Source organism: Aliiroseovarius salicola, from assembly GCF_027891095.1.
Lineage (GTDB): Bacteria > Pseudomonadota > Alphaproteobacteria > Rhodobacterales > Rhodobacteraceae > Aliiroseovarius > Aliiroseovarius salicola.
Genome location: NZ_JAQIIO010000002.1, coordinates 344048 through 370555, shown reverse-complemented (window position 1 = coordinate 370555; position 26508 = coordinate 344048). Strand labels below are relative to the sequence as shown.

At 56.3% G+C, this 26508-nt stretch carries 24 protein-coding genes; 9 read left to right on the top strand and 15 right to left on the bottom strand.

The genetic code is table 11. The annotated features are described in order from the left end of the window. Positions 1–3: 3 nt before the first annotated feature. Entirely contained in the window at positions 4–462 is a 459-nt protein-coding gene (locus tag O2N63_RS05455; RefSeq protein ID WP_271053221.1) for a GatB/YqeY domain-containing protein, read from the bottom strand. 190 nt (positions 463–652) lie between these two features. Here O2N63_RS05455 and carA point away from each other — a divergent pair, with 190 nt between their 5' ends. Both carA and O2N63_RS05445 read left to right on the top strand, forming a co-directional pair. Then, entirely contained in the window at positions 653–1828 is a 1176-nt protein-coding gene (carA, locus tag O2N63_RS05450) for a glutamine-hydrolyzing carbamoyl-phosphate synthase small subunit (protein ID WP_271053220.1), read from the top strand. Positions 1829–1979: 151 nt separating this feature from the next. Continuing rightward, entirely contained in the window at positions 1980–3926 is a 1947-nt protein-coding gene (locus O2N63_RS05445; protein WP_271053219.1) for a glycosyltransferase family 2 protein, read from the top strand. On the opposite strand, the gene O2N63_RS05440 is transcribed toward O2N63_RS05445, so the two are convergent. After that, positions 3892–4542: a GntR family transcriptional regulator gene (locus O2N63_RS05440; protein ID WP_271053218.1), complete on the bottom strand. Its 651-nt coding sequence runs from the start codon at positions 4540–4542 to the stop codon at positions 3892–3894. The two genes, O2N63_RS05445 and O2N63_RS05440, sit on opposite strands and share 35 nt — an antisense overlap. Positions 4543–4686: 144 nt before the next feature. On the opposite strand from O2N63_RS05440, the gene O2N63_RS05435 reads away from it, so the two are divergent. The 3 genes from O2N63_RS05435 to O2N63_RS05425 all read left to right on the top strand — a co-directional run bounded on the left by O2N63_RS05435 (position 4687) and on the right by O2N63_RS05425 (position 6859). Further along, positions 4687–5334, top strand: coding sequence for a pyrimidine 5'-nucleotidase (locus tag O2N63_RS05435; protein ID WP_271053217.1), 648 nt, complete (start codon positions 4687–4689; stop codon positions 5332–5334). A gap of 8 nt (positions 5335–5342) precedes the next feature. Further along, complete coding sequence (locus tag O2N63_RS05430) at positions 5343–6542, top strand: FAD-dependent monooxygenase (RefSeq protein WP_271053216.1); 1200 nt, start codon at positions 5343–5345, stop codon at positions 6540–6542. A gap of 116 nt (positions 6543–6658) precedes the next feature. Beyond that, the gene (locus O2N63_RS05425) at positions 6659–6859 is read left to right on the top strand and encodes a hypothetical protein (protein ID WP_271053215.1); all 201 of its coding nucleotides are present in this window, start codon (positions 6659–6661) and stop codon (positions 6857–6859) included. A gap of 65 nt (positions 6860–6924) precedes the next feature. Here O2N63_RS05425 and O2N63_RS05420 read toward each other — a convergent pair whose 3' ends face one another. Next, entirely contained in the window at positions 6925–8052 is a 1128-nt protein-coding gene (locus O2N63_RS05420) for an aminotransferase class V-fold PLP-dependent enzyme (RefSeq protein ID WP_271053214.1), read from the bottom strand. Between the two features lie 303 nt (positions 8053–8355). On the opposite strand from O2N63_RS05420, the gene O2N63_RS05415 reads away from it, so the two are divergent. Further along, positions 8356–8682, top strand: a complete 327-nt coding sequence (locus O2N63_RS05415) for an ArsR/SmtB family transcription factor (RefSeq protein ID WP_271053213.1) — start codon at positions 8356–8358, stop codon at positions 8680–8682. Here the strand turns inward: O2N63_RS05415 and O2N63_RS05410 are convergent. Together O2N63_RS05410 and O2N63_RS05405 are read right to left on the bottom strand one after the other, a co-directional pair. Further along, a complete protein-coding gene (locus tag O2N63_RS05410) occupies positions 8679–9134 on the bottom strand; it encodes an Lrp/AsnC family transcriptional regulator (protein ID WP_271053212.1) in 456 nt (151 codons plus the stop codon). The genes O2N63_RS05415 and O2N63_RS05410 overlap by 4 nt on opposite strands. After that, positions 9131–9586 carry an Lrp/AsnC family transcriptional regulator gene (locus O2N63_RS05405; RefSeq protein ID WP_271053211.1) on the bottom strand — a complete coding sequence of 152 codons (456 nt, stop codon included), beginning with the start codon at positions 9584–9586 and terminating at the stop codon, positions 9131–9133. The genes O2N63_RS05410 and O2N63_RS05405 overlap by 4 nt, the downstream gene beginning before the upstream one ends. A gap of 143 nt (positions 9587–9729) precedes the next feature. On the opposite strand from O2N63_RS05405, the gene ilvC reads away from it, so the two are divergent. Continuing rightward, complete coding sequence (gene ilvC, locus O2N63_RS05400) at positions 9730–10752, top strand: ketol-acid reductoisomerase (RefSeq protein WP_271053210.1); 1023 nt, start codon at positions 9730–9732, stop codon at positions 10750–10752. Positions 10753–10810: 58 nt separating this feature from the next. On the opposite strand, the gene O2N63_RS05395 is transcribed toward ilvC, so the two are convergent. Then, on the bottom strand, positions 10811–11260 hold the full coding sequence (locus O2N63_RS05395) for an SRPBCC domain-containing protein (RefSeq protein ID WP_271053209.1): 450 nt from the start codon (positions 11258–11260) through the stop codon (positions 10811–10813). A 95-nt stretch (positions 11261–11355) separates the two neighbouring features. Here O2N63_RS05395 and O2N63_RS05390 point away from each other — a divergent pair, with 95 nt between their 5' ends. Next, positions 11356–12297, top strand: a complete 942-nt coding sequence (locus O2N63_RS05390; protein ID WP_271053208.1) for a DMT family transporter — start codon at positions 11356–11358, stop codon at positions 12295–12297. Between the two features lie 59 nt (positions 12298–12356). Here the strand turns inward: O2N63_RS05390 and glmM are convergent, their stop codons facing one another. From glmM to O2N63_RS05350, 8 genes are all read right to left on the bottom strand, one after another. Further along, complete coding sequence (gene glmM / locus O2N63_RS05385; protein WP_271053207.1) at positions 12357–13703, bottom strand: phosphoglucosamine mutase; 1347 nt, start codon at positions 13701–13703, stop codon at positions 12357–12359. Continuing rightward, complete coding sequence (gene folP / locus O2N63_RS05380) at positions 13700–14653, bottom strand: dihydropteroate synthase (RefSeq protein ID WP_271053206.1); 954 nt, start codon at positions 14651–14653, stop codon at positions 13700–13702. The genes glmM and folP overlap by 4 nt, the downstream gene beginning before the upstream one ends. Positions 14654–14706: 53 nt before the next feature. Beyond that, positions 14707–15582, bottom strand: a complete 876-nt coding sequence (locus O2N63_RS05375) for a dihydroneopterin aldolase (RefSeq protein ID WP_271053205.1) — start codon at positions 15580–15582, stop codon at positions 14707–14709. A gap of 117 nt (positions 15583–15699) precedes the next feature. Beyond that, positions 15700–16377 (bottom strand): cell wall hydrolase, encoded by a 678-nt coding sequence (locus tag O2N63_RS05370; protein WP_271053204.1) that lies wholly within the window; start codon positions 16375–16377, stop codon positions 15700–15702. Between the two features lie 154 nt (positions 16378–16531). After that, positions 16532–19081 (bottom strand): pyruvate, phosphate dikinase, encoded by a 2550-nt coding sequence (gene ppdK, locus O2N63_RS05365; RefSeq protein WP_271053203.1) that lies wholly within the window; start codon positions 19079–19081, stop codon positions 16532–16534. A 173-nt stretch (positions 19082–19254) separates the two neighbouring features. Continuing rightward, a complete protein-coding gene (glyS, locus tag O2N63_RS05360) occupies positions 19255–21480 on the bottom strand; it encodes a glycine--tRNA ligase subunit beta (RefSeq protein ID WP_271053202.1) in 2226 nt (741 codons plus the stop codon). A gap of 15 nt (positions 21481–21495) precedes the next feature. Further along, positions 21496–21963: a DUF6446 family protein gene (locus O2N63_RS05355; RefSeq protein WP_271053201.1), complete on the bottom strand. Its 468-nt coding sequence runs from the start codon at positions 21961–21963 to the stop codon at positions 21496–21498. A 35-nt stretch (positions 21964–21998) separates the two neighbouring features. Further along, positions 21999–22937: a glycine--tRNA ligase subunit alpha gene (locus O2N63_RS05350; protein ID WP_271053363.1), complete on the bottom strand. Its 939-nt coding sequence runs from the start codon at positions 22935–22937 to the stop codon at positions 21999–22001. Between the two features lie 165 nt (positions 22938–23102). Between O2N63_RS05350 and O2N63_RS05345 the strand changes: the two genes are divergently transcribed. After that, the gene (locus O2N63_RS05345; RefSeq protein WP_271053200.1) at positions 23103–24887 is read left to right on the top strand and encodes a serine protease; all 1785 of its coding nucleotides are present in this window, start codon (positions 23103–23105) and stop codon (positions 24885–24887) included. Positions 24888–24978: 91 nt separating this feature from the next. Here O2N63_RS05345 and O2N63_RS05340 read toward each other — a convergent pair whose 3' ends face one another. Next, entirely contained in the window at positions 24979–26427 is a 1449-nt protein-coding gene (locus tag O2N63_RS05340) for a TrkH family potassium uptake protein (RefSeq protein WP_271053199.1), read from the bottom strand. Positions 26428–26508 lie beyond the last annotated feature (81 nt).

Here is a 26508-nt window from a genome sequence, read left to right as displayed (position 1 = left end):
GAGTTAACCCAGCTTGTCCTTGACCATGGGGCCAACACGACCGAAATCCATCTGCCCGGTATATTTGGCTTTGAGTTCCCCCATCACCTTGCCCATATCACGGATGCTTTCTGCGCCGACGGAAGCGATTGCCTCGGCGACAGCGGCAGCGGTCTCTTCCTCGGTCAACTGCTTGGGCAGGAAGTCTTCGATGATCAAAATCTCACCACGTTCCTTTTCGGCAAGTTCAAGCCGTCCGCCTTCTTCATAGGCGCGCGCGCTTTCCTGGCGCTGTTTCACCATCTTGCCGAGGATTGCCATCACATCAGAATCAGAAGTTCCGCCTTCATCACCTGAACCGCGCAACGCGATGTCACGATCCTTGATCGCAGCGTTGATCAGGCGCAAGGTCGACAGCCGAACGGCGTCTTTGTCTCTCATCGCCGTCTTCAGGGCGTCGTTTATACGGGCACGCATATCCATGTCCTTTGGTCCGTTGTTGGTCCGAAGCCTGAATGTATCGAATTGGGCTTTTTTGGGCAACACCCTACATATAGGGGTAACCCTTTGAAATAAGGGTATATGTGATTTTTCCCACCCGACACGCCACCTCTTGACCAACCCGCTCGCGCCCCTTAGGTTCGCGCCAATTTGACCTGCCGGAGTCGAGAATATGTCAGCTGCCCCTGCCCTTGAAAGCACCCCTGAAACCGCCACCCCCACCGCCTGCCTTGCCCTCGCGGATGGCACCGTATTCTACGGTGTGGGATTTGGCGCAACTGGAACCACCACAGCCGAGCTTTGCTTTAACACAGCAATGACCGGCTATCAGGAAATCATGACCGACCCGTCTTATGCCGGTCAGGTCGTAACCTTTACCTTTCCTCATATCGGCAACACTGGTGTGACACCCGAAGATGATGAAACCGGAGATCCCGTCGCAGCGGGCATGGTGGTGAAATGGGATCCAACCGAACCATCGAACTGGCGGTCGGTGGAAGAGTTGACCGCCTGGCTTACCAAACGCGGCCGCATCGGTATCGGGGGCGTAGACACCCGTCGTCTCACCCGTGTCATTCGGCAACAGGGTGCTCCGCATGTGGCAATCGCACATGATCCAGAGGGCCAGTTCGACATTGAAGCTCTGGTGGCGCAAGCGCGCGGGTTCTCTGGTCTTGAAGGGCTGGATCTGGCGAAAGATGTAACCTGTGCGCAAAGCTACAAATGGGATGAAATGCGGTGGGCATGGCCGGATGGCTACCCAAAGCAGGAGAATCCTCGTCACAAGGTTGTAGCGCTGGACTTTGGCGCAAAACGGAACATTCTGCGCTGCCTGGCATCTGCTGGCTGCGAAGTGACGGTTCTGCCTGCAACGGCAACCGCAGAAGAGGTTCTGGCGCACAATCCCGACGGCGTATTCCTGTCCAACGGTCCCGGCGACCCGGCTGCCACCGGTGAATACGCTGTGCCTATGATCCAGGAGATCCTCAAGACCGATCTGCCTGTGTTCGGCATCTGCCTGGGCCATCAGATGCTCGCACTTGCGCTTGGTGCACAGACCATCAAGATGAACCACGGTCACCATGGCGCCAACCACCCTGTGAAGGATCACGACACGGGCAAGGTGGAAATCACGTCGATGAACCACGGATTTGCGGTTGATGCCCAGACCCTTCCCGAAGGTGTGCTTGAAACCCACATCTCGCTGTTTGACGGATCGAACTGTGGCATCAAGATGCAGGGTCGCCCGGTGTTTTCCGTGCAGTATCACCCCGAGGCCAGCCCTGGCCCAATGGACAGCTACTATCTGTTTGAACGGTTCGCAGCGGCTATGGATGCCCGCAAGTAACGCATCCACAATCTAAATTGATCCCGGCCCGCGCGACTGCTGCGGGCCGGTTTTGGTTAAAGCGTCAACAACTCACCATTTATGGGTAGGGTTAACCGGGCATTAACCTATCCACGGGCAATGTAATCCGGTCTGACAGAGATCCGGTTCCATGCCCGCAGCTTCGCTTCGCCTTGTTCACACACATGAGTTGCCTTCGGCTTCGCAGAAGGCACGGCACCCGACCCGCAAACCATTAGGTCAGGTGCTGATGGAAATGGGGGCCCTGTCCAAACCCAACCTTGAAATCGCTATGGGTCTGCAAAGACGGCACGAGGCACGGCTCGGTGATATTCTTCTGGCGAATGACTTTGTGCGTCGCGCTGATCTTTACGCAGCGCTGGCCCGGCAATTCAATTGTGCCATTGCGGATTTGCACAGTGAACCTGCTGACGTGCGCCTGATCGACGATCTCGGGGCAGATTTCTGTATCCGAAACCGCATCATTCCGTGGAAAAAAGTCGGGGCGGGTACCGTTGTCATTTGTTCGCAACCGGACAATTTTGAGACGCTTCAGCAAGAGTTTCCAAAGCACTGGGGCCGGACATTTCTGGCCATCGCGCCAGAGGAGGATATTTTGGAACGGCTCGTGGCCATGCGGCACCGGACCCTTACCCAGCGTGCGGAAAACCGTGTTTCGGGACATGAGAGCTGCCGTGGCTGGAACCCAAAAGCCGTGTTGCGGTACGCCGTTCTTGTCGCTCTGATCCTTGCTGCAACATTCTTCTATTCCACCCAAGTCGGGTTCTTCTTGCTTGTCGGTTGGGCGGTGTTGAGCCTGATCATGAATTCAGCATTAAAGCTCGTGGCCAGTATCCTGTTCTGGAAGCACCAAAATGCCGAAGACCTCGAGCTCGAATGCCAGCTCAGTACACAGCAACCACACTGTCTGCCCATCATCTCGATCATGGTGCCGCTATATAAAGAACGCGAAATCGCCGGGCGTCTGGTCAAGCGACTGGAACGGTTGGATTATCCACGAGAGTTGCTCGAGATATGCCTTGTGGTGGAAGAGGATGATCACCTGACCCAACAAACCCTCAAACATGCCAAACTCCCGCGCTGGATGCGGCAGGTCATCGTGCCCCGCGGTGTGGTCAAAACCAAACCCAGAGCCCTGAATTTTGCGCTCGACTTTTGCAGGGGGTCGATTGTTGGTGTGTATGATGCCGAAGATGCGCCAGCCTCGGATCAGCTGTTGAAGGTGGCAAAACGATTTGCCGAGCGTGGGCAGGAGGTGGCATGCCTGCAAGGAAAGCTCGATTTTTATAACGCCCGCACCAATTGGCTCAGCCGGTGTTTCACCGTGGAATATGCCAGTTGGTGGAGATTGGTTCTGCCCGGTGTCGAGAAAATGGGCATGGCCATTCCTTTAGGTGGCACCACCCTGTTTTTCCGTAGACACGCTTTGGAAGAGCTTGGTGGGTGGGACGCCCATAACGTGACTGAGGATGCGGATCTTGGGGTGCGCTTGGCACGACATGGGTATCGCACCGAGTTGATTGATACAGTCACCGAAGAAGAGGCCAACTGCCGTGTCTGGCCCTGGGTCAAGCAGCGTTCTCGCTGGATCAAAGGCTATGCGATGACATATGGGGTGCATATGCGCGCGCCATTGCGATTGCTTGCCGATCTGGGGTGGAGGAAGTTCCTGGGCTTCCAATTGATTTTTCTGGGCTCCCTGTCCGGCGTCCTTCTGGCCCCATTCTTGTGGACATTCTGGGCTTTTCCCCTTGGCCTGCCTCACCCTCTTCGTGGTGTTTTACCTGATCCGGCGTTCATTATTCTTGGGGTCACGTTCATGGCCGCCGAACTGCTGACAATCGCAATTGGTGTACAGGCCATCAGCAATGCAAAGCACCGCTGGCTGCGCTGGTGGGTTCCCACGTTGCATTTCTATTACCCGCTGGCATCAGTCGCTGCCCTCAAGGGATTTGTCGAAATTGTCACCCGCCCCTTTTACTGGGACAAAACGCAACACGGGAAGTTTGATATGCACAAAACGAGCCGATTCTCAGGTCCAATTACAACCCACCATCGCCCGCGGAATCGAGTTTAAGTCGGGTCTCAAACGCCCGTGAAATATGGGTCTTGAGAGCATCATTGGCAGCAGCACGGTCCCGTATTTCAATAGCGCAGACAATGGCATCATGTTCTGCCACGGCCACTTCACTGCGCCCTTCTGCCGCGAGCGACGTGGTGGCAAGCAGCGCCATCGTGCGATGCACCAAGTCGAGCTGTTGCACCAGATAGCGGTTATGCGATGCCAGATGCAGTTGCTTGTGAAACCGGCGATTGGAGCGCGCGAGGGCCGCTGGATCATCCAAACGCTTCCGATCCTCTTCAACCATATCCCGTAATACACGGATTTCCTCTGGTGTGGCGTGTTGCGCAGCCAATGACGCGGCAAGCCCTTCAAGCTCGGCACGCACCACATAAAGCTCGGCCAGCTGGTTGTGGTTGAGCGATGCAACAATCAGGCTTCGACCATCTCGTGTCAGAAGCGATTGCGTCTCAAGCCGTTGCAATGCCTCGCGGATTGGGGTGCGCGACACACCAAACCTGTCTGCCAATTCGCTTTCGACCAGGCGATCACCCGGTTTGTAGATCCCGACATCAATTGCTTCCAGGATCAGTTCATAGGCATCTTTCTGCCCCGATCTCAAATCTGCCACCTCAACCTCCCGGCCTTCTCGTTGGGCAATTTATGCACGCAGGCTGAGACAAAGCAAACCCCCCTCCGCCACATCCTGTCGCAGATGCGGCACCAAAGCATTTCATCTCTTTCCCCGAGTGGCCCGGCAGGATAGATTTGCGCCATGGTGGCAGATCAGTTTTCACATGTTTCGGAATGGGTGTTTGACCTCGATAACACCCTTTACCCGCCCTCGGCCCGGCTCTTCGATCAGATCGAAGTTCGGATGACCGATTGGGTCATGCGTGAGCTGAATGTGGATCGGGACAAGGCCAACCACTTGCGCAACACCTATTGGCGGGATCACGGCACCACTCTGGCTGGCCTGATGCGACTTCATAACGTGGACCCTGCCCCTTATCTGCACGATGTTCACGACATCTCTTTCGACGCCTTGGAACCTGACCCGCTGCTTGCATCCGGCATTCGCGCGCTACCCGGTCGCTGCATTGTCTATACCAACGGTTCCGCCCCCTATGCTGAACAGGTTCTCGTGGCTCGGGGGTTGGCGGGAGTATTTGACGCGATTTATGGGGTAGAGCACGCGGACTACCACCCGAAACCCGACCGCGCAGCATTTGATGCAGTGTTTGCCCGCGATGGCATCACGCCTGAACAAGCGGCGATGTTTGAAGATGACCCGCGCAATCTGGCTGTGCCGCATGAGCTGGGCATGTGCACCGTTCATGTGGCGCCAGAGGCCACCCCAGCAGACCATATTCACCACCACACTGATGACCTGACGAGATTTCTCTCTCGTTTGATTGCATGAGGCTCAACATGGCAGACCATCACGCAGATCTTTTCATTTCGGGTGGCGGCATCGCCGGACAGGTCACCGCAAGCGCCTTTGCCGCTGCGGGTTTTTCCGTGGTGCTGGTTGATCCCTTTGTGCCTGTCACCACAGCAGGGGACGAAAAATCCGACCTGCGTTCAACAGCGTTCCTGCAACCCGCACGGGGTCTGTTTGACCGGATTGGTCTGTGGGACGTTCTGGCCCCGCACGCCAAGCCGCTGGACCAGCTGGCTGTGATTGACACGGTGGGCTGGCCACCGGAAATCCGTGACCGCCGGGTGTTTCAAGCCTCTGACATGAGCAACGACCCCTTCGGCTGGAACCTGATGAACTGGGTCGTGCGCCGCGAGATCTGGGCGTATCTGCAGGACCAGCCCCGCATCACCGCATTATACGGCGTGGGTTTCAAATCCATCGTGAACCGATCTGAAGAGATCATTGTCACGCTAGATAATGGCGACCGGGTTCGGGCCCGTATGGGGATTGCTGCGGACGGTAAATTTTCTCCGCTGCGAGAGGCCGTTGGCATCACGGTCTCCACCACCCGCTATGGCCAGAAATCACTGGCGTTCACCGTCACCCACGATCAGCCACACGACAATATTTCAACCGAGGTCTACAACGAAGGTGGTCCATTCACCATCGTGCCGCTGCCTGACATCAACGAACGCAATGCGTCCGCAATTGTCTGGATGAACCAAGGGCCACGAGCGGTTGAGTTGATGAACATGCCTGTCCCTGATTTCGAAGAGGTCATGTATCAGCGATCAACGGGACTGTTGGGGCGGATGCATCTAGAAGGCAATCGTTCGCTTTGGCCGATCATCACGCAGACTGCCGACCAGCTTGCCGCAGGCCGCGTGGCGGTTGTTGCAGAGGCAGCCCATGCTCTGCCACCGATTGGGGCACAGGGGCTCAACACATCGCTAAATGACGTCATCACCCTATTGGATCTTGCCGGAGCGCAGCCCGGAAATCTTGGCAGCCCAGCAATGATGCGCGCCTATGAAAAGGCTCGCGGAACAGACATCGCCCGTCGCGCAAAGGTGATTGACCTGTTCAACCGCGTCACCCGTTCCGGCGATGGAGTGCTGCAGGCGGTACGATTGATGGGGTTGAAAGCGGTGCATGACGTTGCCCCAATGCGCAAATCGGTAATGCGTGCGGGCCTCGGGCCACGCTGAAATCACTTTCCTTTTTCAAGGCAAATGCGACAGGTTGGCGCAAGCCACAAATGCCACATTCCTTTTCCTGAATCCGTGCAGCATAAGGCCGCACGCTTTACGAAGGAGAAACGCGAATGGCTGCCGAATTGACCGCCGAACAGAAACTGGCTGAAGCCAAAGAAGAGAAAATGGCTTGGGGTATTATTCTCCTGGTGATCGTCGCACTGGCTGGCGGCTTCCTGACCATGGGTCTGCCGGGTGTGGGGCTTGTTGCCCTGGGATTGGTGGCTGTGATTTATGTTCTGTTGTCGATGATGGCTGCAGGCAAGGCCTGACATTTTCGACATCAGGAATCGAAAAGGCGCTCTTTATTAGAGCGCCTTTTTTTGTCGATCTTATGTCAAAGAACGCGGTCCAATACCTCTTCCAACCGCGAAACAGATGCATCGACATCATAAAGTTTGTCCAACCCAAACAGCCCCAGCCGGAAGGATTGATAATCATCACCTTCGTCGCACATGAGCGGCACACCTGCGGCGATTTGCACCCCCTCGGCGGCGAAAGGTTTGCCCATCTTGATCTCTTCATTCGGGGCAAAGGCGACAACAACACCCGGTGCTTCAAATCCCTCTGCGGCAACCGAAGAAATCCCCCGTTCCGCGAGAGCAGCCCGCACCCGGCGGCCTTGCTCCCACTGCGCATCACAAAGCTTCTCGAAACCATAGGTCTTGGTTTCCTGCACCGCATCGCGAAAGGCGCGTAGAGCATCCGTTGGCATGGTCGCGTGATAGGCGTGCCCGCCTGCTTCATAGGCTTCCATGATCGAAAGCCATTTGCCCAGATCCACAGCGAAAGAGGTCGATTGGGCCGTTTTAGCCATATCGCGGGCCTGCGCATTCATCATCACGATCCCGGCAGAAGGCTGTGCGGACCAACCTTTTTGTGGCGCAGAGATCAACACATCGACACCACATGCCTTCATATCGACCCAAATACACCCGGAAGCGATACAGTCGAGGACAAAGATCCCCCCGACCTCGTGCACGGCGGTGCTCACCGCCTTCAGATAATCGTCAGGCAGGATCATCCCCGAGGCCGTTTCCACATGGGGGGCAAACACGACTTCTGGCCGCTCTTCGCGGATCTTCGCCACGACTTCGTCAATAGGGGCTGGGGCAAACGGAGCATCTGGGGCGTTGCCCACACGGCGTGCTTTCATCACCGTTTCGTCCGACGCGATACCACCCATTTCGAAGATCTGCGACCAACGGAATGAAAAGAACCCGTTTCGTATCACCAACACCCGCTTTCCAGTGGCAAACTGGCGCGCAGCTGCCTCCATTGCGTAGGTTCCGCCCCCCGGAATCAACGCCACTGCATCGGCCGCGTAGACCTCTTTCAGCGTAGCAGAAATATCATTCATAACCGTTTGGAACGCCGTGGACATATGGTTGAGCGATCGATCGGTAAACACCACCGAGAATTCGAGCATCCCGTCGGGATCGATATCTGGCAAAAGCGCTTTCATGGAGGTTTCCTTTCATAGTCTTATGCAGCTTACTGTTGGCATGAACCCGGTACAACCCAGACACCTGCAACGTCTTTCGGCATTTGCCTTTGTCCTGAAAGAGGTGTTTCAAATTGGAAACCGGTTGTGAGCGATTTGTCCAAGCGTGATCCACACACCAGAAAACTAGTTTTCTAGTTTTCTAGTTTTCTCCAAATTCAGCCCACCTCAGAGACAGGTCAAGATTTATCAACTGTTTTTACAAGGAATTAACCAATTGACAGCAGGCTAAACATAGAATTTTTCAGCAACAAAGATCTCGCCATGACCGATACAATCAACCTCAATATCGCCACTAGCCTAACCTCCCTCTCTCATCCCCGACGCATGGCGATCTTTCGTCTGCTCGCCGCCCAGCCCAAGGCCGAAATGGCTTTTCAGTCCATCCAGTCCGCCACAAAGATCCACACCACACCTTTGGTGCATCACCTTCGTGAAATGGAAAAATCCTGGCTCGTCACCCGTCAACGCAAAGGCCAGGAAACGTACTACCATCTCACACCAGAATCCCTCATGAGTTCGATGGACAGCCTGCTTGAAATCCTGAACATGCGTTATCACCGGGCGCAAAAAGGCATTTTGGTCGCCTAGATCGGCCCCGGCCTTCGCTCCTCCGACAACAAAACATTGGCCTCCACATCTCCAACCCCGGGCAAGGTCATGACGCGGCGCCGCAGAACCCGTTCAAAATCTGCCAGATCGCGCGCCACCACCCGAATTCGGTAATCGTAAAGACCGAGCACATGCTCAACTGTCTGCACCTCAGGAATTGCCGAAACCGCACGTTCAAAATCCTCAAGAGAGACACGCCCTTTGGTGGCAAGCTTCACGCCAAGAAACACTGTCACTCCAAAACCGAGCGCCTCTCGATCCAGATCCAAACGCCTCCCCGCCAACACCCCGGCATCAGTCAGTCGCTTAATTCGCCGCCAAGTCGCTGGTTGTGACAAGCCGACAACTCGCCCCAAGGCGCCTGCAGACTGCGTTGCATCTTCGGACAGGGCACGCAACAAGGCGCGGTCGATATCATCAAGGTCCATCATAACGGCAAACTGTCATCATTCTTGATCCGGGCCACATGCATCAGCGCTTCAATATCGGCGATATGCGGAAGGGCGAGGATCTGATCTCGGTAGATGAGCTGATAGTGAGGCATATCCCGGGCAATCACGGAAAGACGTACATCCACCCGGCCAAGGAAGGTCTGGATCTCGACTACTTCGGATATTTCACACGCGGCTTCGATAAACTCGTCAAAGGCTCGAGGCTGCGTCTTATCAAGAGTCACCCGCAAAGAGACCTCAACGGCATACCCCAAAGCGGGCCAGTTGATCACGGCACGAGGACCACGCAGGATTTTGCGATCTCGCATCCGCTCAACCCGGCGCGCCAGACGCGCCGACGACAGCCCCAGCCGCTCTGCCAATTCCGGCACGGCCATCATTGGATCGGCCTGTAACTGTCGCAATATGCGCCGATCGAGATCATCAAGCATGATTACTCCACTTTTTTCATAATTCGCGAATTATAAACTACATTATTTGTGAACAAACCAGCTTTTTGCACCTCGCAATCCCATCTCAACTGCATATGATGCCCTTCAAACGAACACCGCAACACGAACCGCGAGGGAAAATCATGCGCGTTTATTATGATCGCGATTGCGACATCAACCTGATCAAAGACAAAAAAGTGGCCATTCTGGGATATGGCTCGCAAGGCCACGCCCACGCGCTGAACCTGCGCGACTCTGGCGCCAAGAACCTCGTTGTTGCTCTGCGTGAAGGCTCGGCCTCGGCCAAGAAAGCCGAAGCAGAAGGCCTGACCGTTATGGGCATCGCCGAAGCCGCCGCCTGGTGTGACGTGATCATGTTCACCATGCCCGATGAACTGCAGGCCGAGACCTACAAAAAATACGTCCACGACAACATCAAGCCGGGCGCAGCAATTGCATTTGCCCACGGCCTGAACGTTCACTTCGGCCTGATCGAGCCGAAAGAAGGCGTTGACGTGATCATGATGGCGCCGAAAGGCCCGGGTCACACCGTGCGCGGCGAATATGTCAAAGGCGGCGGCGTGCCCTGCCTCGTGGCTGTTGACACCGACGCCACCGGCAAAGCGCTGGAAATCGGCCTGTCGTACTGCTCGGCCATCGGTGGCGGCCGCTCGGGCATCATCGAAACCAACTTCCGCGAAGAATGCGAAACCGACCTGTTCGGTGAGCAAGCTGTTCTCTGCGGTGGTATCGTTGAGCTGATCCGTTGCGGTTTCGAAACTCTGGTCGAAGCTGGCTACGCGCCGGAAATGGCTTATTTCGAGTGTCTGCACGAAACCAAGCTGATCGTGGACCTGATCTATGAAGGCGGCATCGCCAACATGGATTACTCGATCTCGAACACCGCAGAATACGGCCAGTACGTCACCGGCCCGCGCATCCTGCCCTATGAAGCCACCAAGAAAGCCATGAAAGAATCGCTGGAAGACATCCAGTCTGGTAAATTCGTGCGTGACTTCATGCTGGAAAACGCTGTTGGTCAGCCGACCATCAAAGCGTCGCGCCGTCACAATGACGAGCACCAGATCGAGGTTGTTGGTAAGAAACTGCGCGACATGATGCCTTGGATCTCGGCTGGCAAGCTGGTTGACCAGGAAAAGAACTAAGACATTACGCGGAGAAATCTGCAGAGGTCGAAAGGCGTCCTATCAGGGGCGCCTTTTTTCATGCCAACTTACCAAGAAAGCATTCGCCAAAGACAAAATCCCAGCCCGGATCATATTGAGAATGCTGGATGTCCGCCTCCTGCCCCAGCGCCTCCCAACCGTCATGAGCGAGTTCTATTTCCGTGTGCGCGGCCACCGAAGCAAGACGCAGGGCGATCCGCGTTGCCTGACTTGGGTCACGCCCTGGATGCCAAGTGAAAACCACCTCGGTCGGGGCATTCCAGATCAGAACCTGTCCCCATTGCGCAAGCCCACCATCGGGAAGGACCTCATAAATCCTGCCCTCTGGCTGCGTTTCGAAATGCACCTCTAAAGGGAGAGCTCCGGAATTTGCCGCAACAGAATGGGTTTCAACAGGCCACCAGTCGCCAATCCCAAGTGTGAAAAATTCGAACACTTCCTCGGCGGGCAGATCGGCACGGCCGGTTTTTATGATGGGTGGCAGCATGGCAACCTCCTACAGCCATTATACATAGCCACCACCTCAGGTCACTCCGCACGAATTCGCTTTCGCGTGATCTGGTGATGTGCAACTGTCGCGAAATGACACACCCCTCCCGCATCGATTGGTTAATCCTAGCCACACTTGGCGTCATGTTCGGCGCAAGCTTCATGGGAGTCTCCGTGGCCCTTCAAGGGTTTGGACCGTTGACTATTGCGGCCTACCGCATCGCATTGGGCGCGATAATCTTGGTTATCTTTGCCAAAGCCAGCAGGCGGCGCATGCCTGCTCTTTCGGCCCCAAACGGTCTCACCATTTGGGGCGCGGCGATTGCAATGGGGGCGTTTTCCAATGCGGTGCCGTTTTTCCTGTTGGGTTGGGCACAAGCGCATGTAGCATCAGGGTTTGCCGGGGTGTCGATGGCATCAATGCCCCTGATCACTCTGGCACTTGCCCATTTCCTGATCGCCGAAGAACGCATCACACTGCGTCGGCTGATCGGTATTTTGATCGGTTTCGCTGGCGTGTTGGTGCTGATTGGCCCATCCGCCTTTAAAAGCACCGGGGAAGTGTTGGAAAACACAGCGCGGTTGGTCTGTCTGGCGGCGGCAACCTGCTACGCCATCGGCTCAATCGTTGCTCGCCTTTGCCCAGAGGTTGACCGGCGCGCCTTTGCGGCCACAACTCTGGTCGCTGCCACGGTAATGATCTTTCCTGTGGCGATCTGGCAAGAAGGGCTGCCCACCGAATTGCCATCAACACTGCCGACGCTGTCGGTAATCCTCTTAGGGATCTTCCCCACGGCACTGGCGCAGATCCTTCTGGTGATCTTGGTGCGCCGTGCTGGGCCTACTTTCCTGAGCTTGGTGAATTACCAAGTGCCACTTTGGGCGATCTTTTTAGGCGCGCTCATGTTGGGTGAAGACCTGCCTTCCAGCCTTGTCTGGGCGATGATCCTGATCCTGATCGGTTTGGCAATCAGCCAGTTCGGAGCCTTGTTTCGCTTGTTCCGAAGACCTGCCACCAAGACATCATCAACATAGAACGACAAAAGAGCGGCGATTACCGCGCCGCTCTTTCATTTATCGAATATTCGATCGTTTCAGGTCGCGGCGGCCTGAACTTCGGCGACAATCCCGTCGACCACCTGTGTCAGCAATCCTTCGTCTTCGCATTCCGCCATCACGCGAATAAGCGGTTCCGTTCCGGATTTCCGGATCAACAGGCGACCTTTGCCATTCAGAACTTCTTCCGCATCAGCAATCGCGGATTTGACGCCAACGGCGTCCAATGGGGCTTGTCCCGCATTGAAACGAACATTTTTCAGAAGCTGGGGAACCGTGCTGAAAACCTGGCAGAGTTCTGACGCAGGGCGGCCGGTCTCGACCATTGCGGCAAGGAACTGGACACCCGCAAGCAATCCATCTCCGGTCGTCGCATAGTCAGACATGACAATGTGCCCAGATTGCTCGCCGCCGAGATTGTATCCGCCAGCACGCATCGCTTCGACCACATGACGATCCCCAACTTTGGTCCGGATTAAATCAAGGCCTTCACTTCGCAGGAACCGCTCCAATCCCAGGTTCGACATGACAGTGGCCACCAGGGCCCCACCCTTCAGCGTGCCCTGTCGGGCCCAATGGCTGGCAAACATCGCCATGATCTGATCGCCGTCGGCCACCCGGCCTTTCTCGTCGATGATCATGATCCTGTCAGCATCCCCGTCAAGACAAATGCCAAGATCAGCTCCGGTTTCCAACACAGTTCTGGCGGCAAGAGCGGTATCAGTTGATCCGCACCCCTTGTTGATATTTGTCCCGTCCGGCGAGACGCCTACGGTCACGATCTCAGCCCCCAGCTCCCAAAGAGCATCAGGCGCCGTGCGATAAGCAGCACCATTGGCGCAATCGACCACAACCTTGATACCGTTCAGCTCTTTCTGAGCTGGGAAAGTGGTTTTCAGATATTCCGTATAGCGCATTCGCCCTTCATCAACTCGCTTTGCCCGCCCGATATTCTGGGCCTGCACGGGTTCCACACCATTGCTGACGAACCGCTCGATTTCGGCCTCATCTTCGTCGGACAGCTTAAAACCATCGGGGCCAAAGAACTTGATGCCGTTGTCATGGAATGGGTTGTGAGACGCAGAAATCATGATGCCCAGATCAGCCCGCATCGAATGGGTCATACGCCCAACGGCAGGTGTGGGAACCGGGCCGAGCAAAAGCACATTCATCCCGGTCGAGGTCAGCCCGGCGGTCAGGGCATTTTCGATCATGTAACCAGACAGCCGCGTGTCCTTGCCAATCACGACACGGTGGCCATTGGATCCATCACGGCGGAAGTGGCGACCAGCGGCGGCGCCAAGTTTCAACGCCATCTCAGCGGTCATTGGCCAGCTGTTGGCCAAACCGCGCACGCCGTCCGTTCCAAAGAGTTTTTCTGTCACGCCTCGTCCCTCTTCAATAATGCATTCTGCAATCGCAGTGCTTGCGCCGTTTCGGCCACGTCATGAACCCGCAAAATGTGGGCACCTTGCACGACACCTTCCAATGCCACCGCAACAGATCCGGGCATCCTGTCCCGCGCCTCTTCAACCCGTGCCAACGTACCTATGAAGCGTTTGCGCGACACACCAAGCAAAACCGGAAGTCCCAGATCATGTAACAGCGCAAGGGCGCGCAACAAAGTCACATTGTGCTGCAAAGTCTTACCAAACCCAATGCCGGGGTCGGTGATAATGCGTGACCGGCGGATCCCTGCCTCTTCCGCAAATGTAATCCGTTCCTCGAGATGATCCATCACCTCAAACAGCACATTGTCATAACGCGGATCATCCTGCATGGTTTCTGGACGCCCTTTGGCATGCATCAGGCACACCGGTACATCGCGCTCTGCAACCAGTTGGGCAAGATCGGGATCAAAGAGAAAGGCAGACACGTCGTTTACCATATCTGCGCCCGCATCCAGCGCGGCCTCAGCCACAGCTGATTTACGTGTGTCGATTGAGATTGGCGTTGTGACACCAGCATCACGCAAGGCCCGGATCACCGGGGCTGTGCGCTGTATTTCCTCTTTTACATCAACTTCTTCCGCCCCAGGTCGCGTGCTCTCACCACCGATATCGAGGATGTCTGCATCTGCCCCCATCGCCTGAGCCCGCGCGACTGCTGCGGCAACAGTCGCAAGGTCGCCGCCATCCGAAAAGCTATCTGGCGTGACATTCAGAATACCCATGATACGTGGTCGGTCGAGTGTCAGCCCAATAACATCTGCACGCCGGGACGACAGGCGATTGATGACGTCCTCAGGGCAGTCTGACACAGGACGCAACTTGGATTTGCCCGACCGGTTGCGCTCTGCCACATGGTCAAACCAAATGTCTGCATTGCCGGCCAATGGCTCTCCGGAAAATGGAAATCCATGGCGGGGGATTGGGTGATACCGCGTCTTCACAGTTTTTGCTCCAGATCTCCACCCTGATTGATAATTCGGGTGTCAACGGCGTTGATTTCGCCCGACAGCCAAGTGAGGAGCGACTGTGGATCCAACTCATTCGGCCCGGATACGGCATCCAGTACCATCTTTGTTGGTGCCCACACTGAAAGCTGACCGTTTTTCAGCCCCCAATCCAATTCTGTCCGTGTCGCAACCACTTTCAATCGTGGATCTTTTGCGGCCAATGCACAGGCGTTCTGTTCAATTGCCAACAGGTCCACCCGCCGTTGCGTATCGCTTTCACCGGTTTGGGGCACCGGTGTGGACCCCTGCCCCACAGATAAAAGCACCGCCACCTGATGCGCGGCACAGCGATCAAGGAATTCCGATAGATTTTCCGAGGAAATCGCATCATTTCCCAGATGAATGATCAGGGGTGTGGGCGTGTTTTCCACCCCAGCAAGCATATCCGATCCCCGGCTACGCACGATCTCCACCCCCAATTTGCCCGGGCCACGATCCAGCTTTTCGATCCGTACGAAAACACGCAGGGGCTGGGGTTCGCTCAGTATCCGGTCGGCGATGCGTTCGGCAAGGGTTTCCAGCAGGTTCAGCCGCTCCGCCTCCAGTTCAGCGGTGATTGCCTCGGTCACAGCATCATATGAAAGGATGTCATCCACATCATCGGTGTCGGCACCGGTGCTCGGGGCAACCTCAACCACGACGCTGAACCGCACCCGTTGCGTTACATTGCGCTCTGCTTGAAACGCACCGATCTCAACCTCGACCGTGTGGTCACGGACCGAGATCCGGTCAGGCGGATTGGGTCCTGCCATGGCAATGGCGCGAGCTTCAAGATCTTGAAAGGCGGTGGTGTCTTCTGTCGTCATGGGTCCCCGTCCTGCACGGTCATTTCGCGCATTATTGCGCCAAAAGCACAGGCAATGACCAGCCGGTTCCGACGGGACACGCGAGGAAAACGCAATGATGTGTCAATGTGACCGAAGTCAGTTGGACGAAACGCGAACCGGCATCTTGTAGAAGCGATGCACACCGATCTTGGTTGTATGCTCAAACCGCTTGGCCCAGCTGGGATGCACCGCAGTCGTGTGATAGTGGGTCGAGCCACGGGTCAGTTCACGTTTGGCACCATTCAGCATGGCAGCGGCCACCTTGCTCACATTTTCCCAAGCGCGCGGCTCATGAACCACTTCGGGATGACCGTCACAGGTGTAGGTGAATTGGCATTGGTATTTCTTACCCGTACCTTGGTTGACCACGCCACAAACCGTGTTCGGAAAACGCGCATGATCGACCCTGTTCAGGATCACCTCGGCCACGGCGAACTGACCTTTCAGGCTTTCGCCACGCGCTTCGAAATAAAGCGCTTCGGTCAGACATTGCCACGCTTTACCGCCCTTTGCCTTGGGTTGGGCTTTCAGCCAGGCCTTGTCATAGGTGATGGCAGGGGTGCTCTCCCTCTTCGGCAGGCTTGCCAGTCGTTCCATCTGATCACGCGGCACAACAGTTGCGGAAGCGGTTTGCTTGTGAAAGAGTTTGGTGAAGAACGATGTCATCGGGTCCTCGGCACCCTCTACATCTGCCACGGACTGAACCGGGGCCATCCCCAGCACAGCACCAATCGCTGCTGCGCGCAGCAGGTGTTTCACAGTCATCTTCAGCATGTCGCCCACTCCAAATCCTGCAAACGCAGGCCAGTTGACCGGGCGATTTACGGGAAAAAACCCATTGAGTCCAGTGTAGCCATGTCGCACCCCCCCCTAAACCATTGCAGAAAAAGAGCAAACTGATGCTGCACCGCAACATATGGTGGGGAGATCAACCCTGTTCCGCTAGTTTTTCCGCCACCGCCAATTGCGCCGCAGCAAGCCGGGCAACAGGCACCCGGAAGGGAGAACAGGAGACATATGTGAAACCAGCGTCCCGACAGAAGCGGATTGATTCGGGGTTTCCGCCGTGTTCACCACAAATCGAGAGGGACAGATCAGGGTCTTCTTCCCGGCCTCGACTGGCACCGATTTCGAGAAGTTCACCGACCCCATCTGTGTCAAGCACATGGAATGGGTCTTCTTCATAGACACCCTGATTGACATATTCGCCCATGAACCGCCCGGCATCATCGCGCGACAGACCATAGGTCATCTGGGTGAGGTCATTTGTGCCGAAAGATAGGAAATGTGCGTGTTGCGCAATTTCGCCAGCGCGAAGCGCTGCACGGGGCGTTTCCACCATCACACCAAGTCGATATGTGAACTCTTCCCCGCGCTCGATCTTGACTGCGGCCGCGACCGCGTCAATTCGGGCTTTGACGATTTCAACTTCACGCTTTGCTGAAACCAGCGGGATCATGATTTCTGGCACAATGGGTTCACCGGATTTCGACGCATCCAGTGTGGCTTCGAAAATGGCGCGGGCTTGCATGTCGTAAATCTCGGGCACCGTCACGCCAAGGCGCACGCCGCGCATCCCCAGCATCGGGTTGAATTCGCGTAGGCCTGCGACACGATGTTCAACATCCGACATGCCCAGATCCAGCGCTTCGGCCAGTTCGCGAATGCCTTCACGCCCATGAGGCAGAAACTCATGCAGCGGCGGGTCAAATAGTCGAATGCAAACCGGCAAGCCCTGCATGATTTCAAACAGCTCTGTGAAGTCATCACGCTGCATCGGCAGCAGGCGATCCAGCGCCGCGCGGCGGTCTTCAGGCTGGTCGGCAAAAATCATCTCGCGCATAGCCAAGAGCCGGTCGTCATCAAAGAACATGTGCTCTGTCCGGCACAGGCCGATCCCTTCTGCCGAGAACATCCGGGCGTTGCGGGCATCTGGTGGCGTATCGGCATTGGCCCGAACACCAATGTCACGCACTTCGTCCGCCCAAGACATCAAAGTCTGGAAGCCTTCACCCAATTCAGGTGGGAGCATCTCAACAGCGCCCATCAGGGCTTCTCCCTCTGCCCCATCAATGGTGATCACATCCCCTTCACCCAAAACGCGCCCGTCTTCTGCGATGAGCTTTTTCTCCTTTTTCTCGAGCGATATATTGCTGGCGCCAACAACACACGGAAGCCCAAGGCCTCGGGCGATAACCGCCGCGTGGCTGGTTATGCCGCCACGTATGGTCAGGATGCCCTTGGCTGCGTGCATCCCGCGAATATCTTCGGGGCTGGTTTCACGACGCACCAGAATACAGTCCTCGCCTTGTGCCGCCATGGCTTGCGCCGATCGCGCAGAGAAAACGATCTTGCCGGTCGCCGCGCCGGGGCTGGCTCCAATCCCGGAGGCAATCACATCGCGCGTGCCTTGCGGATCAACCTGGCTGTGCAAAAGCTCAGCCAGAGCGCGCGGCGGGATGCGCATGACGGCCTCTTCACGGGTGATGATTTCATCTTTCGCAAGATTGACAGCAATGCGCACATTTGCCCGCTCGCTGCGGGCCACGCGAACCGCGTCGAGAATATAGAGATGTTCATTGTCGATGGTGAACTCCACCTCCATCTCTTCGCGCAAACGCGTGCGGCACAAATCACCATAGTCCAAAAGCGCCTGAAACATGTCGGGAAGCACGTCTTCGATCGACCGCCCGCGCGTATCTTTCGTCAGATACATTACATCCCGGTCATCCTCGCCGGTCAGCGCGTCGCGCCCCTGGCTCTTGCACATATAGCGACCACGGATCTCGCGGCGCCCGGTTTTGCCATTTACAAACTGGATGACGCCAGACCCACAAATGCCGCGCCCGACCCCCAATGCCATCTTTTGCACCACCAGACCCAGCCCGGCATCGGCCGGTGCCCCTTTCGCCTCGCGGAGCAGGCGGGCGGTTGTGCCCTGCCAGGCACGAGACATAGAGCGGAGCACCTCGGTGAGCTGCTCTTTCGGATCTTGCGGAAAATAGCTGTCGGTTTCTTCTTCATAAAGCTCAAGTGCTGCTTGAAGCGTATCGGCCGTGGGGTCCGAAAACTCGTCGAATTCATCCGGGTCAAGCCGACCGACATGAACCGCATAGGCTTGGATAAAGCGCAAATACAGGGCGTTGGCAGCCAACTCACCATGCGATTCAACCAATTTTGCATGAACATTGTCATTCATACCGATATTGAGAATTGCACCAGGCCCACCCCAATCTGGATCCTCCGAGGACGGGCGCACCGACAACAGCGGATCAGGCCCGAACAAGGTCAGCAATGCATCGAGGTCGGGCAAATCACCTGCCGATACGCCGTGAACAGCATCAAATGATAATGCCACGGTGAGAGGCACCGGCATCTCAAGTCGGATGAGGCGTTGAAGGCACTTCGCCCGTCCGCCGTGTTCAGACGTATAAATGGGGGCGGAAGGGGTAATTTCCGTAAATCCGAGATCGCTCATGTTTCTGCACCGCAGCACTAGGGTTTTTGCAAGCATAGCAAGGGCGACGGATCAGGCAAGGGGCGCGGGTACGGAAAAGGGGAAAGGGGCGCTGCCCCTCGGCCTGCGGCCTCACCCCGAGGTATTTTTGGCAAGAAAAAAGGGCGCCGGATTTTTGCGGCGCCCTCTTCTGATTATCCTTCGACCTTGTTCAGATCAGCAACAGACAAACAGATCTGCCGGATACGCGACAGGAGGTTGAGGCGGTTGCGCCGAATGATCTCATTTTCAGTGTTGATCTGCACCGCTTCAAAGAAAGCATCAATCGGCGCGCGCAGGCTGGCCATAGCTGTCATGGCAGCTGCAAAATCCTCACCCTCCATGGCGGGATTGATCGCAGCCTCGGCGGTATCGAGTGCAGCAAACAGCGCTTTTTCGGCGTCGTCCTCTGCGAATTTCACGTCGGCACCGTAGGAGTATTCCACCCCATCCTTTTCCTCAGCTTGAGCAAGGATGTTGTTGGCGCGTTTGAAGCCCTGTAGCAGATTCTCACCGTCATCAGTTTTGAGAAATGCCGAAAGGGCTGTGGCCCGATTGACCAGCAGAGCGAGGTCGTCATTACCCGGCATGGCAAGACAGGCATCGATCACATCATGGCGGATGCCCTGATCGCGCAGATAAACCTTCAAGCGATCATGGAAGAAGGCCAGCAGATTGTCGGACGTGTCCGGCAGGGCCGCTTTCACTTCTTCCAGATGTTTGGTCAGATCCCCGTCAAAGTGATCCAAAATAGTACGGAACGCTGCGCCAAAGACACCATGGCTCGCGATTTCACCATCAAGATCAGCCATGAGCGCTGTTCTCTGCGCGCTATCATCTTCGAGCGCAATCCCATGGCGCAGAAGCTGGGCGTCAAAGAGCTTATCAAGGTTTACCCGCAGCCCGTTTTCCAGAACCAGTCGGATCACACCTAGGGCTGCACGGCGAAGCGCAAACGGGTCTTTCGACCCGGTGGGTTTTTCGTCGATGGCCCAAAAGCCGGTCAGCGTGTCGAGTTTGTCGGCCAGCGCAACGGCGATCGACGTGGGCGCAGAGGGCACGTCATCCGATGGGCCAAGCGGCGAGTAATGCTCGGTCGCGGCATTGGCAACTTCAACCGGATGCCCCGCAGGAGCAGCATAGTACTTGCCCATGAGCCCCTGAAGTTCCGGGAATTCATAGACCATTTCGGAACTGAGATCCGCTTTCGCCCAACGGGCGGCACGTTCGGACAGATCGGCATCAGCCCCGATGGTCGGAGCAATTGCACGGGCAAGAGCGGCAATACGGTCGATCCGTGCGGCCTGGGTGCCCAGCTTGTTGTGGAATGTCACGTTGGTCAGGCTATCGATCCATTTCTGACCACCAGCCTCAGCTTCGCGAATGTCGTTTTCCCAGAAGAACTTGGCATCGGCCAGTCGGGCAAACAGCACCTTCTGGTTGCCCGCCAAGATCGTCGCGCCATTATCCGCAGTTTCGCGGTTTGCAACGGTGATGAATTTCTCAATCCGATCGGTTTTCGGGTTTTTTACCGAGAAGAACTTCTGGTGTTCGCGCATCGAGGTTTGCAGCACTTCAGGCGGCAGCGTGATAAAATCCTCAGCAATGTCACCCATCAGCACGACGGGCCACTCCACAAGGCCAGCCACTTCGCGCAGAAGCCCCTGATCTTCAACGATTTCCATTCCCTGGGCAAACGCGGCGTTCTTGGCGTCTTCCCAGATATGAGCGGCGCGGTCTTGCGGGTTCAGGACCACTTTGGCGGCCTTCAACTTGGCCTCATAATCCTCAAACGAAGTGACAGAGAACCGGCCGGGCGCCATGAAACGGTGGCCTTCGGTGCTGTCACCTGCCGCAATGCCGTCCACGTCGAGCGGCACCACTTCGGTGCCTGCCTCGTCGGTGAGAATGCACAGGATCGAATGCAACGGGCGCACCCATTTCAACGCACCAGATCCCCAACGCATGGATTTCGGCCACGGGAAATTGCGGATGGTTTTTTCCAGCACTTCGGCGATGATCTCAGTCGCCGGGCGACCTTTGTTTTCAATCGTGGCGAAATAGACCGGACCTTTGGGAGTTTCGCGTTCCTCGAGCTGATCGCGGGTCACGCCAGCCCCACGCAGAAAGCCTTCAATCGCTTTGTCTGGTGCGCCCACCTTGGGGCCTTTGCGTTCTTCGCGCGTGTCAGGCGACTGCGCCAGCAAACCGTCGATTGCCAGCGTCAGGCGACGCGGGGTCGAGAGCGCATGAGCACCGGCATAGGTCAGGCCAGCCTCGACCAGACCATCAGTCACGAGTTTCTTCAGATCCTCAGAGGCGCGGGTTTGCATCCGGGCCGGGATTTCTTCGGAGAAGAGTTCAATCAGCAGGTCGGGCATAGGGGTTCCGCCGTTCTATTCATCGTATTTTTCGTTCAATTGATGCCAGGCATAACCCCGGCCATCGGGAAAGACGGCGACCACACGGTCGACCCCGTCCTTGATATTCTTTTCGCCAAGAAAGGCGATGGCATCGCCATCTTCCAGCGCGTAACCAATTGCCTGGGCATCAAAACACTCTAGCCAATCAGGGGCAACCAGCGGCGTCGCATGCTCATAAATCTCGAAGGTTTCGGTCAACATGGCCAGCGACATGGTGGTGCTGAAACAGCCGCGAAACCGGAGGGGCGAGCTTTCGCTGTCGATCCCTTCGAACTGGTCATAGATCACGGCCTCTGGTTCGCCGGTCACCACATTGGTCAGGCGCAGTTCTGTGTCGGCCGAAACCGGTTCATAGTATGCGTAAAGCTGGGTGTAATACACCACGGCCCCGAATATGAGAGAGGATGCGACGATCATGATAACTAGGAGTTTTCCGCTCATGTTTTACTGCCATTGGCCCCGATGGAGGTGTGAATTTATGCTTCTTCCGCAACAAAACCACCTGCGCCGGTTTGCACAAAGGCATCCGCACAGAGTTTCGCCAGCGCACGAACACGACCGATGTAGGCCTGACGCTCGGTAACCGAAATCACCCCGCGCGCGTCCAGTAGATTAAAGAGGTGAGAGGCTTTGATGCATTGGTCATAGGCCGGATGGGCCATGACAATGCGTTTGCCGGTCTTCGGGTCGACATGTTCCAGATCGAGGATTTTCTGACACTCGTCTTCGGCTTCCTCGAATTGCTTCAAGAGCACATCCGTGTTGGCCACGTCAAAGTTCCAGCGGGCATATTCCTCTTCGGTCTGCTTGAACACGTCGCCATAACTCAGCGGGATCATCGCATCCGGCGCGTTGAACGGCATGTCCATTACGTGATCAACGCCCAGCACATACATGGCGAGGCGCTCCAGACCATAGGTCAGCTCACCCGAAACCGGTTTACAGTCATGGCCGCCCACCTGCTGGAAGTAGGTGAACTGGCTGACTTCCATCCCATCGCACCAGACCTCCCAGCCCAGACCCCAGGCGCCCAGTGTGGGGCTTTCCCAGTCATCTTCGACAAAGCGGATGTCATGCAGCTCCATATCGATGCCGATGGCTTCAAGCGAGCCGAGATAGAGTTCTTGCAAATTGGGCGGGCTGGGTTTGATCAGCACCTGATACTGGTAATAGTGCTGCAAACGGTTCGGGTTTTCCCCGTAACGCCCATCAGTGGGACGGCGCGAAGGCTGAACATAGGCGGCCGCCCATGGTTTCGAGCCCAGTGACCGCAATGTCGTGGCCGGGTGGAAGGTGCCAGCGCCCACTTCCATGTCATAAGGTTGCAACACCGCACAGCCCTTTTCGGCCCAGTAATTCTGGAGCCTCAGGATGATTTCCTGAAAGCTCTGCGGTCGCGTGTCACTTTGGCCCATATCCGTCGCCTGTCCGATCAATTCAACTTGGCCCTCAATAGGCATTGGGTCACAAAGGGTCAATCATTGCATCCGGGTTATTGACCTTTCGGGTGCGGGTTGTGTTACTAGCCTCAACCAGTATCAAAAACTTTACCCATTGACGGCCCAAGGTCACGAGGATCCATGAAAACACTTTTCACTTCTGCCATGATTGCCAGCGCCACCGCATTGACTTCATTGTCCCTGATCCCTCAGGCCACCTTTGCCCAAACCGCACAGACACAGAATGCCATCTGGATCCAGGTCGAAGCCCGACCGTCACTGCGCGAAGCTGAAGAGCGTGTGCGGGACTATGCGTCGCGGATTGATGGGGTAAACGGCTTTCGCGTGGGCGGAAGATGGTATGCCGTTGTGCTGGGTCCTTACACCCAAGCCGCTGCGGACATCCAGCTGCGCACCCTGCGCGCGCAGGGGGTGATCCCGCAAGACAGTTTCCTTGTTCGCTCCCGCGATCTGCGCCAGCAATTCTGGCCGATCGGAGCCGCGACACAAACACAGGCGCCTATTGTGATCACGCCACTGCCTGAAACCAATCCGGCCACCGAAACAACGGCTCCGGTTCTGCCAGTCACCCTGCCAGATGAGACCAAGCGTGAGGCGCAAGCCAGCGAGCGTCTTTTGACCCGCGAAGAACGGATGGAGCTGCAGCGCGCGCTACAATTTGCGGGCTTTTACAACTCTGGCATCGATGGCGCTTTTGGGCGCGGCACACGGGCGTCAATGTCTGCATGGCAAGAAGCGCGTGGGTTTGAACCCACCGGCGTTTTGACCAGCAAGCAACGTGTCGCTGTTATTGCGGAACGCACTGCGGTTCTCGACAGTATCGGAATGGCGGCACATGAAGATCAGGATGCTGGCATCGCAATCAACCTGCCCGGCGCAATGGTAGAGTTTGACCGCTACGAAGCCCCCTTTGCCCATTTCAAGACCAAAGACAACAGTCCGGCAAAGGTCATACTGATCAGCCAGACTGGAAATCAGGACACGTTATTTGGCCTCTATGACATCCTGCAAACCCTTGAGATCGTGCCCGAAAATGGGCCGCGCAAGCGTAAGGACAAGGAATTCACCCTGACCGGGGAAAACTCCGACATTATCTCTCACACCTATGCACGGCTGGTGGATGGTACCGTCAAGGGCTTTACCCTTGTCTGGCCGAAAGGGGACGACAAGCGCCGCAATCTCGTGCTGAACGAGATGCAAAACAGCTTCCGTTCCCTTGGATCAAATGCCTTGGCAGACAATGCCGGACTTGATGCGGCCGTGCAGGATATTGATCTTATGTCCGGATTGGATATCCGGCGCCCAATGGTGTCACGTTCAGGCTTTTTCGTGGACGACAAGGGAATGGTCCTGACATCCGCAGATGCGGTGGCCAATTGCTCTCGGATCTCGATCAGCGAAGAACAGGACGCTGAACTGATTGCACGGGATGATGCTCTGGGGCTGGCACTTTTGAAGCCCGTCAGCTTACAAGCACCGCGTGTCGTGGCGTCTTTCCTGACGACAAACCCGCGCTTGGGGAGCGACATTGCAGTGTCCGGGTATTCCTATGAAGGTCGACTGGGCAGCCCCAGCATGACATTCGGCACCCTGTCCGACATCGCGGGCCTTCAAGGCCAGACTGATCTGAGCCGCCTTGCGGTGAATACCCTTCCCGGCGACGCTGGCGGACCGGTTCTGGATGCGGGCGGCGCAGTGATCGGGATGTTGCTTCCTCGCACGGAAGATACCGGTCGCAGCCTGCCCGACGATGTGAATTTTGCGCGTGACGCGGGCTCCACTGCAGAATTTCTCGCGTCAAATGGCGTAACCCCGACAGCCACAGATGCTCTTGCGTCGATGGATCCCGTGGACATAAGCACATTGGCTGCGGATATGACGGTTCTGGTGAGCTGCTGGAACTGATCAGGAAACGATGGAAGCTGAACCGGCGCTGACCCACTTCCTTGGTGGGTCAGCCCTTTTCATTTTGCAGGCCTGACAGGATTTTATCCCCTCAGCCTTTCCAAAATTGAGGTGTAAAGAGCACAAACACCGCCAGCAGTTCCAGCCGTCCAATCAGCATCGTCGCTGACAGCACCCATTTTGCCATGTCATTGAGGCCTGCAAAGTTGCCTGCTGGACCGATTTCACTGCCAAGTCCGGGGCCAACATTCGCCACCGCAGTCGCCGCACCCGATACTGAAGTGATGAAATCCAGCCCGGTGAGTCCCAACAGAACGGCCACAATCCCCAGCGTCACCACAAAAAATACAAAAAAGCTCATCACCGAAGACAGCACGTCTTCATCCACACGCTTTCCCGAATAGCGGGGTGAAAAAATCCCATGCGGAGAGTGGATTGACTGGATCTGGGCTTTGATCGAAGAAAACAGCAGCTGATACCGGAAAATCTTCACGGAACAGGCCGTTGAACCAGCGCAGCCTCCAATGAGCCCAATGAAGAAAAACGCAACCACGGGAAACCCACCCCATCCCATGTAGTCCTGGGACGCATATCCGGTGCCGGTCAGGATCGACGTCACATTGAACAAGGTTTTACGCACCATCTCTTCATCTCCGCCACCCGCAGAGATCAGTCGCCAACCCGCCATGCACGCGACCAAAACAACAAGCGTTCCAAAAAACGCCCGGATCTGCGGATCACGCAGCAGCGGTTGCACAGTGCCCGAAAGGATCTGTACATAACGCACAAATGGCAGTGCCGCAGCCAGCATGAAGACAACGGCAACATATTCCACCCCGGCCCCGAACGCCCCAAACGAATGGTCATAATTGGCAAAACCGCCCGTGGCGATGGTGGTCATCGCATGAGTCGCCGCATCAAATGCATTCATCCCCATCGCGTAATAAGAGGTCGCACACAGGGCGGTGAGCGAAAAATAAATAACCGAAATCCGCGATGAGATTTCAGTGGCGCGTGGGAGAATTTTTCCAAAGGTATCAAATCCTTCTGAGCGGAAAATCTGCATCCCACCCACGCGAAGCTCGGGCAGGAACACCATGGCGACAACAATGATTCCGATCCCACCGAACCATTGCAGCAGGCCGCGCCAGAAAAGAATGCCCTTGGGCAATTCTTCCAGCCCGGAAAACACTGTGGCCCCTGTGGTGGTTAGCCCGGACATCGCCTCAAAAAACGCATCCACGGGCCGGGTATCCAAATCCGACAACATGAATGGAAGCGCGCCGAACAAAGGCAGTGCCAGCCACACGCCGGTGGTCAGCAAAAAAGTCTGCTGGATCGACAGCCCGCGCCCGACCCCATTGGCGGTCGCCAGGGCCAATGATCCGCCAACAAGCGTGGTTAGGACCGAACTTTCCAGAAATACCAGCCAGTCCTCGGAGCCATATACCAAGTCGATCCCCATAGGGATCAGCATCGATATGCCAAGGGCAAGCAAGAGCATGCCGGTCACATAAGCCACTGGGCGCAAGTCAAACATGGGCGCAGGGTTGGCCTTGCAAGGGGCGGGTGTCAAGATGGAACACCTTGTATCCTCATGCAAACCATTGGAAAAGAATGG

Coding starts and splice junctions, on each gene's coding strand:
- O2N63_RS05455 (WP_271053221.1), bottom strand. CDS start 462: ATGGATATGCGTGCCCGTATAAACGACGCCCTGAAGACGGCGATGAGA.
- carA (WP_271053220.1), top strand. CDS start 653: ATGTCAGCTGCCCCTGCCCTTGAAAGCACCCCTGAAACCGCCACCCCC.
- O2N63_RS05445 (WP_271053219.1), top strand. CDS start 1,980: ATGCCCGCAGCTTCGCTTCGCCTTGTTCACACACATGAGTTGCCTTCG.
- O2N63_RS05435 (WP_271053217.1), top strand. CDS start 4,687: ATGGTGGCAGATCAGTTTTCACATGTTTCGGAATGGGTGTTTGACCTC.
- O2N63_RS05430 (WP_271053216.1), top strand. CDS start 5,343: ATGGCAGACCATCACGCAGATCTTTTCATTTCGGGTGGCGGCATCGCC.
- O2N63_RS05425 (WP_271053215.1), top strand. CDS start 6,659: ATGGCTGCCGAATTGACCGCCGAACAGAAACTGGCTGAAGCCAAAGAA.
- O2N63_RS05420 (WP_271053214.1), bottom strand. CDS start 8,052: ATGAAAGCGCTTTTGCCAGATATCGATCCCGACGGGATGCTCGAATTC.
- O2N63_RS05415 (WP_271053213.1), top strand. CDS start 8,356: ATGACCGATACAATCAACCTCAATATCGCCACTAGCCTAACCTCCCTC.
- O2N63_RS05410 (WP_271053212.1), bottom strand. CDS start 9,134: ATGATGGACCTTGATGATATCGACCGCGCCTTGTTGCGTGCCCTGTCC.
- O2N63_RS05405 (WP_271053211.1), bottom strand. CDS start 9,586: ATGCTTGATGATCTCGATCGGCGCATATTGCGACAGTTACAGGCCGAT.
- ilvC (WP_271053210.1), top strand. CDS start 9,730: ATGCGCGTTTATTATGATCGCGATTGCGACATCAACCTGATCAAAGAC.
- O2N63_RS05395 (WP_271053209.1), bottom strand. CDS start 11,260: ATGCTGCCACCCATCATAAAAACCGGCCGTGCCGATCTGCCCGCCGAG.
- O2N63_RS05390 (WP_271053208.1), top strand. CDS start 11,356: ATGACACACCCCTCCCGCATCGATTGGTTAATCCTAGCCACACTTGGC.
- O2N63_RS05375 (WP_271053205.1), bottom strand. CDS start 15,582: ATGACGACAGAAGACACCACCGCCTTTCAAGATCTTGAAGCTCGCGCC.
- O2N63_RS05370 (WP_271053204.1), bottom strand. CDS start 16,377: ATGCTGAAGATGACTGTGAAACACCTGCTGCGCGCAGCAGCGATTGGT.
- ppdK (WP_271053203.1), bottom strand. CDS start 19,081: ATGAGCGATCTCGGATTTACGGAAATTACCCCTTCCGCCCCCATTTAT.
- glyS (WP_271053202.1), bottom strand. CDS start 21,480: ATGCCCGACCTGCTGATTGAACTCTTCTCCGAAGAAATCCCGGCCCGG.
- O2N63_RS05355 (WP_271053201.1), bottom strand. CDS start 21,963: ATGAGCGGAAAACTCCTAGTTATCATGATCGTCGCATCCTCTCTCATA.
- O2N63_RS05350 (WP_271053363.1), bottom strand. CDS start 22,937: ATGGGCCAAAGTGACACGCGACCGCAGAGCTTTCAGGAAATCATCCTG.
- O2N63_RS05345 (WP_271053200.1), top strand. CDS start 23,103: ATGAAAACACTTTTCACTTCTGCCATGATTGCCAGCGCCACCGCATTG.
- O2N63_RS05340 (WP_271053199.1), bottom strand. CDS start 26,427: ATGTTTGACTTGCGCCCAGTGGCTTATGTGACCGGCATGCTCTTGCTT.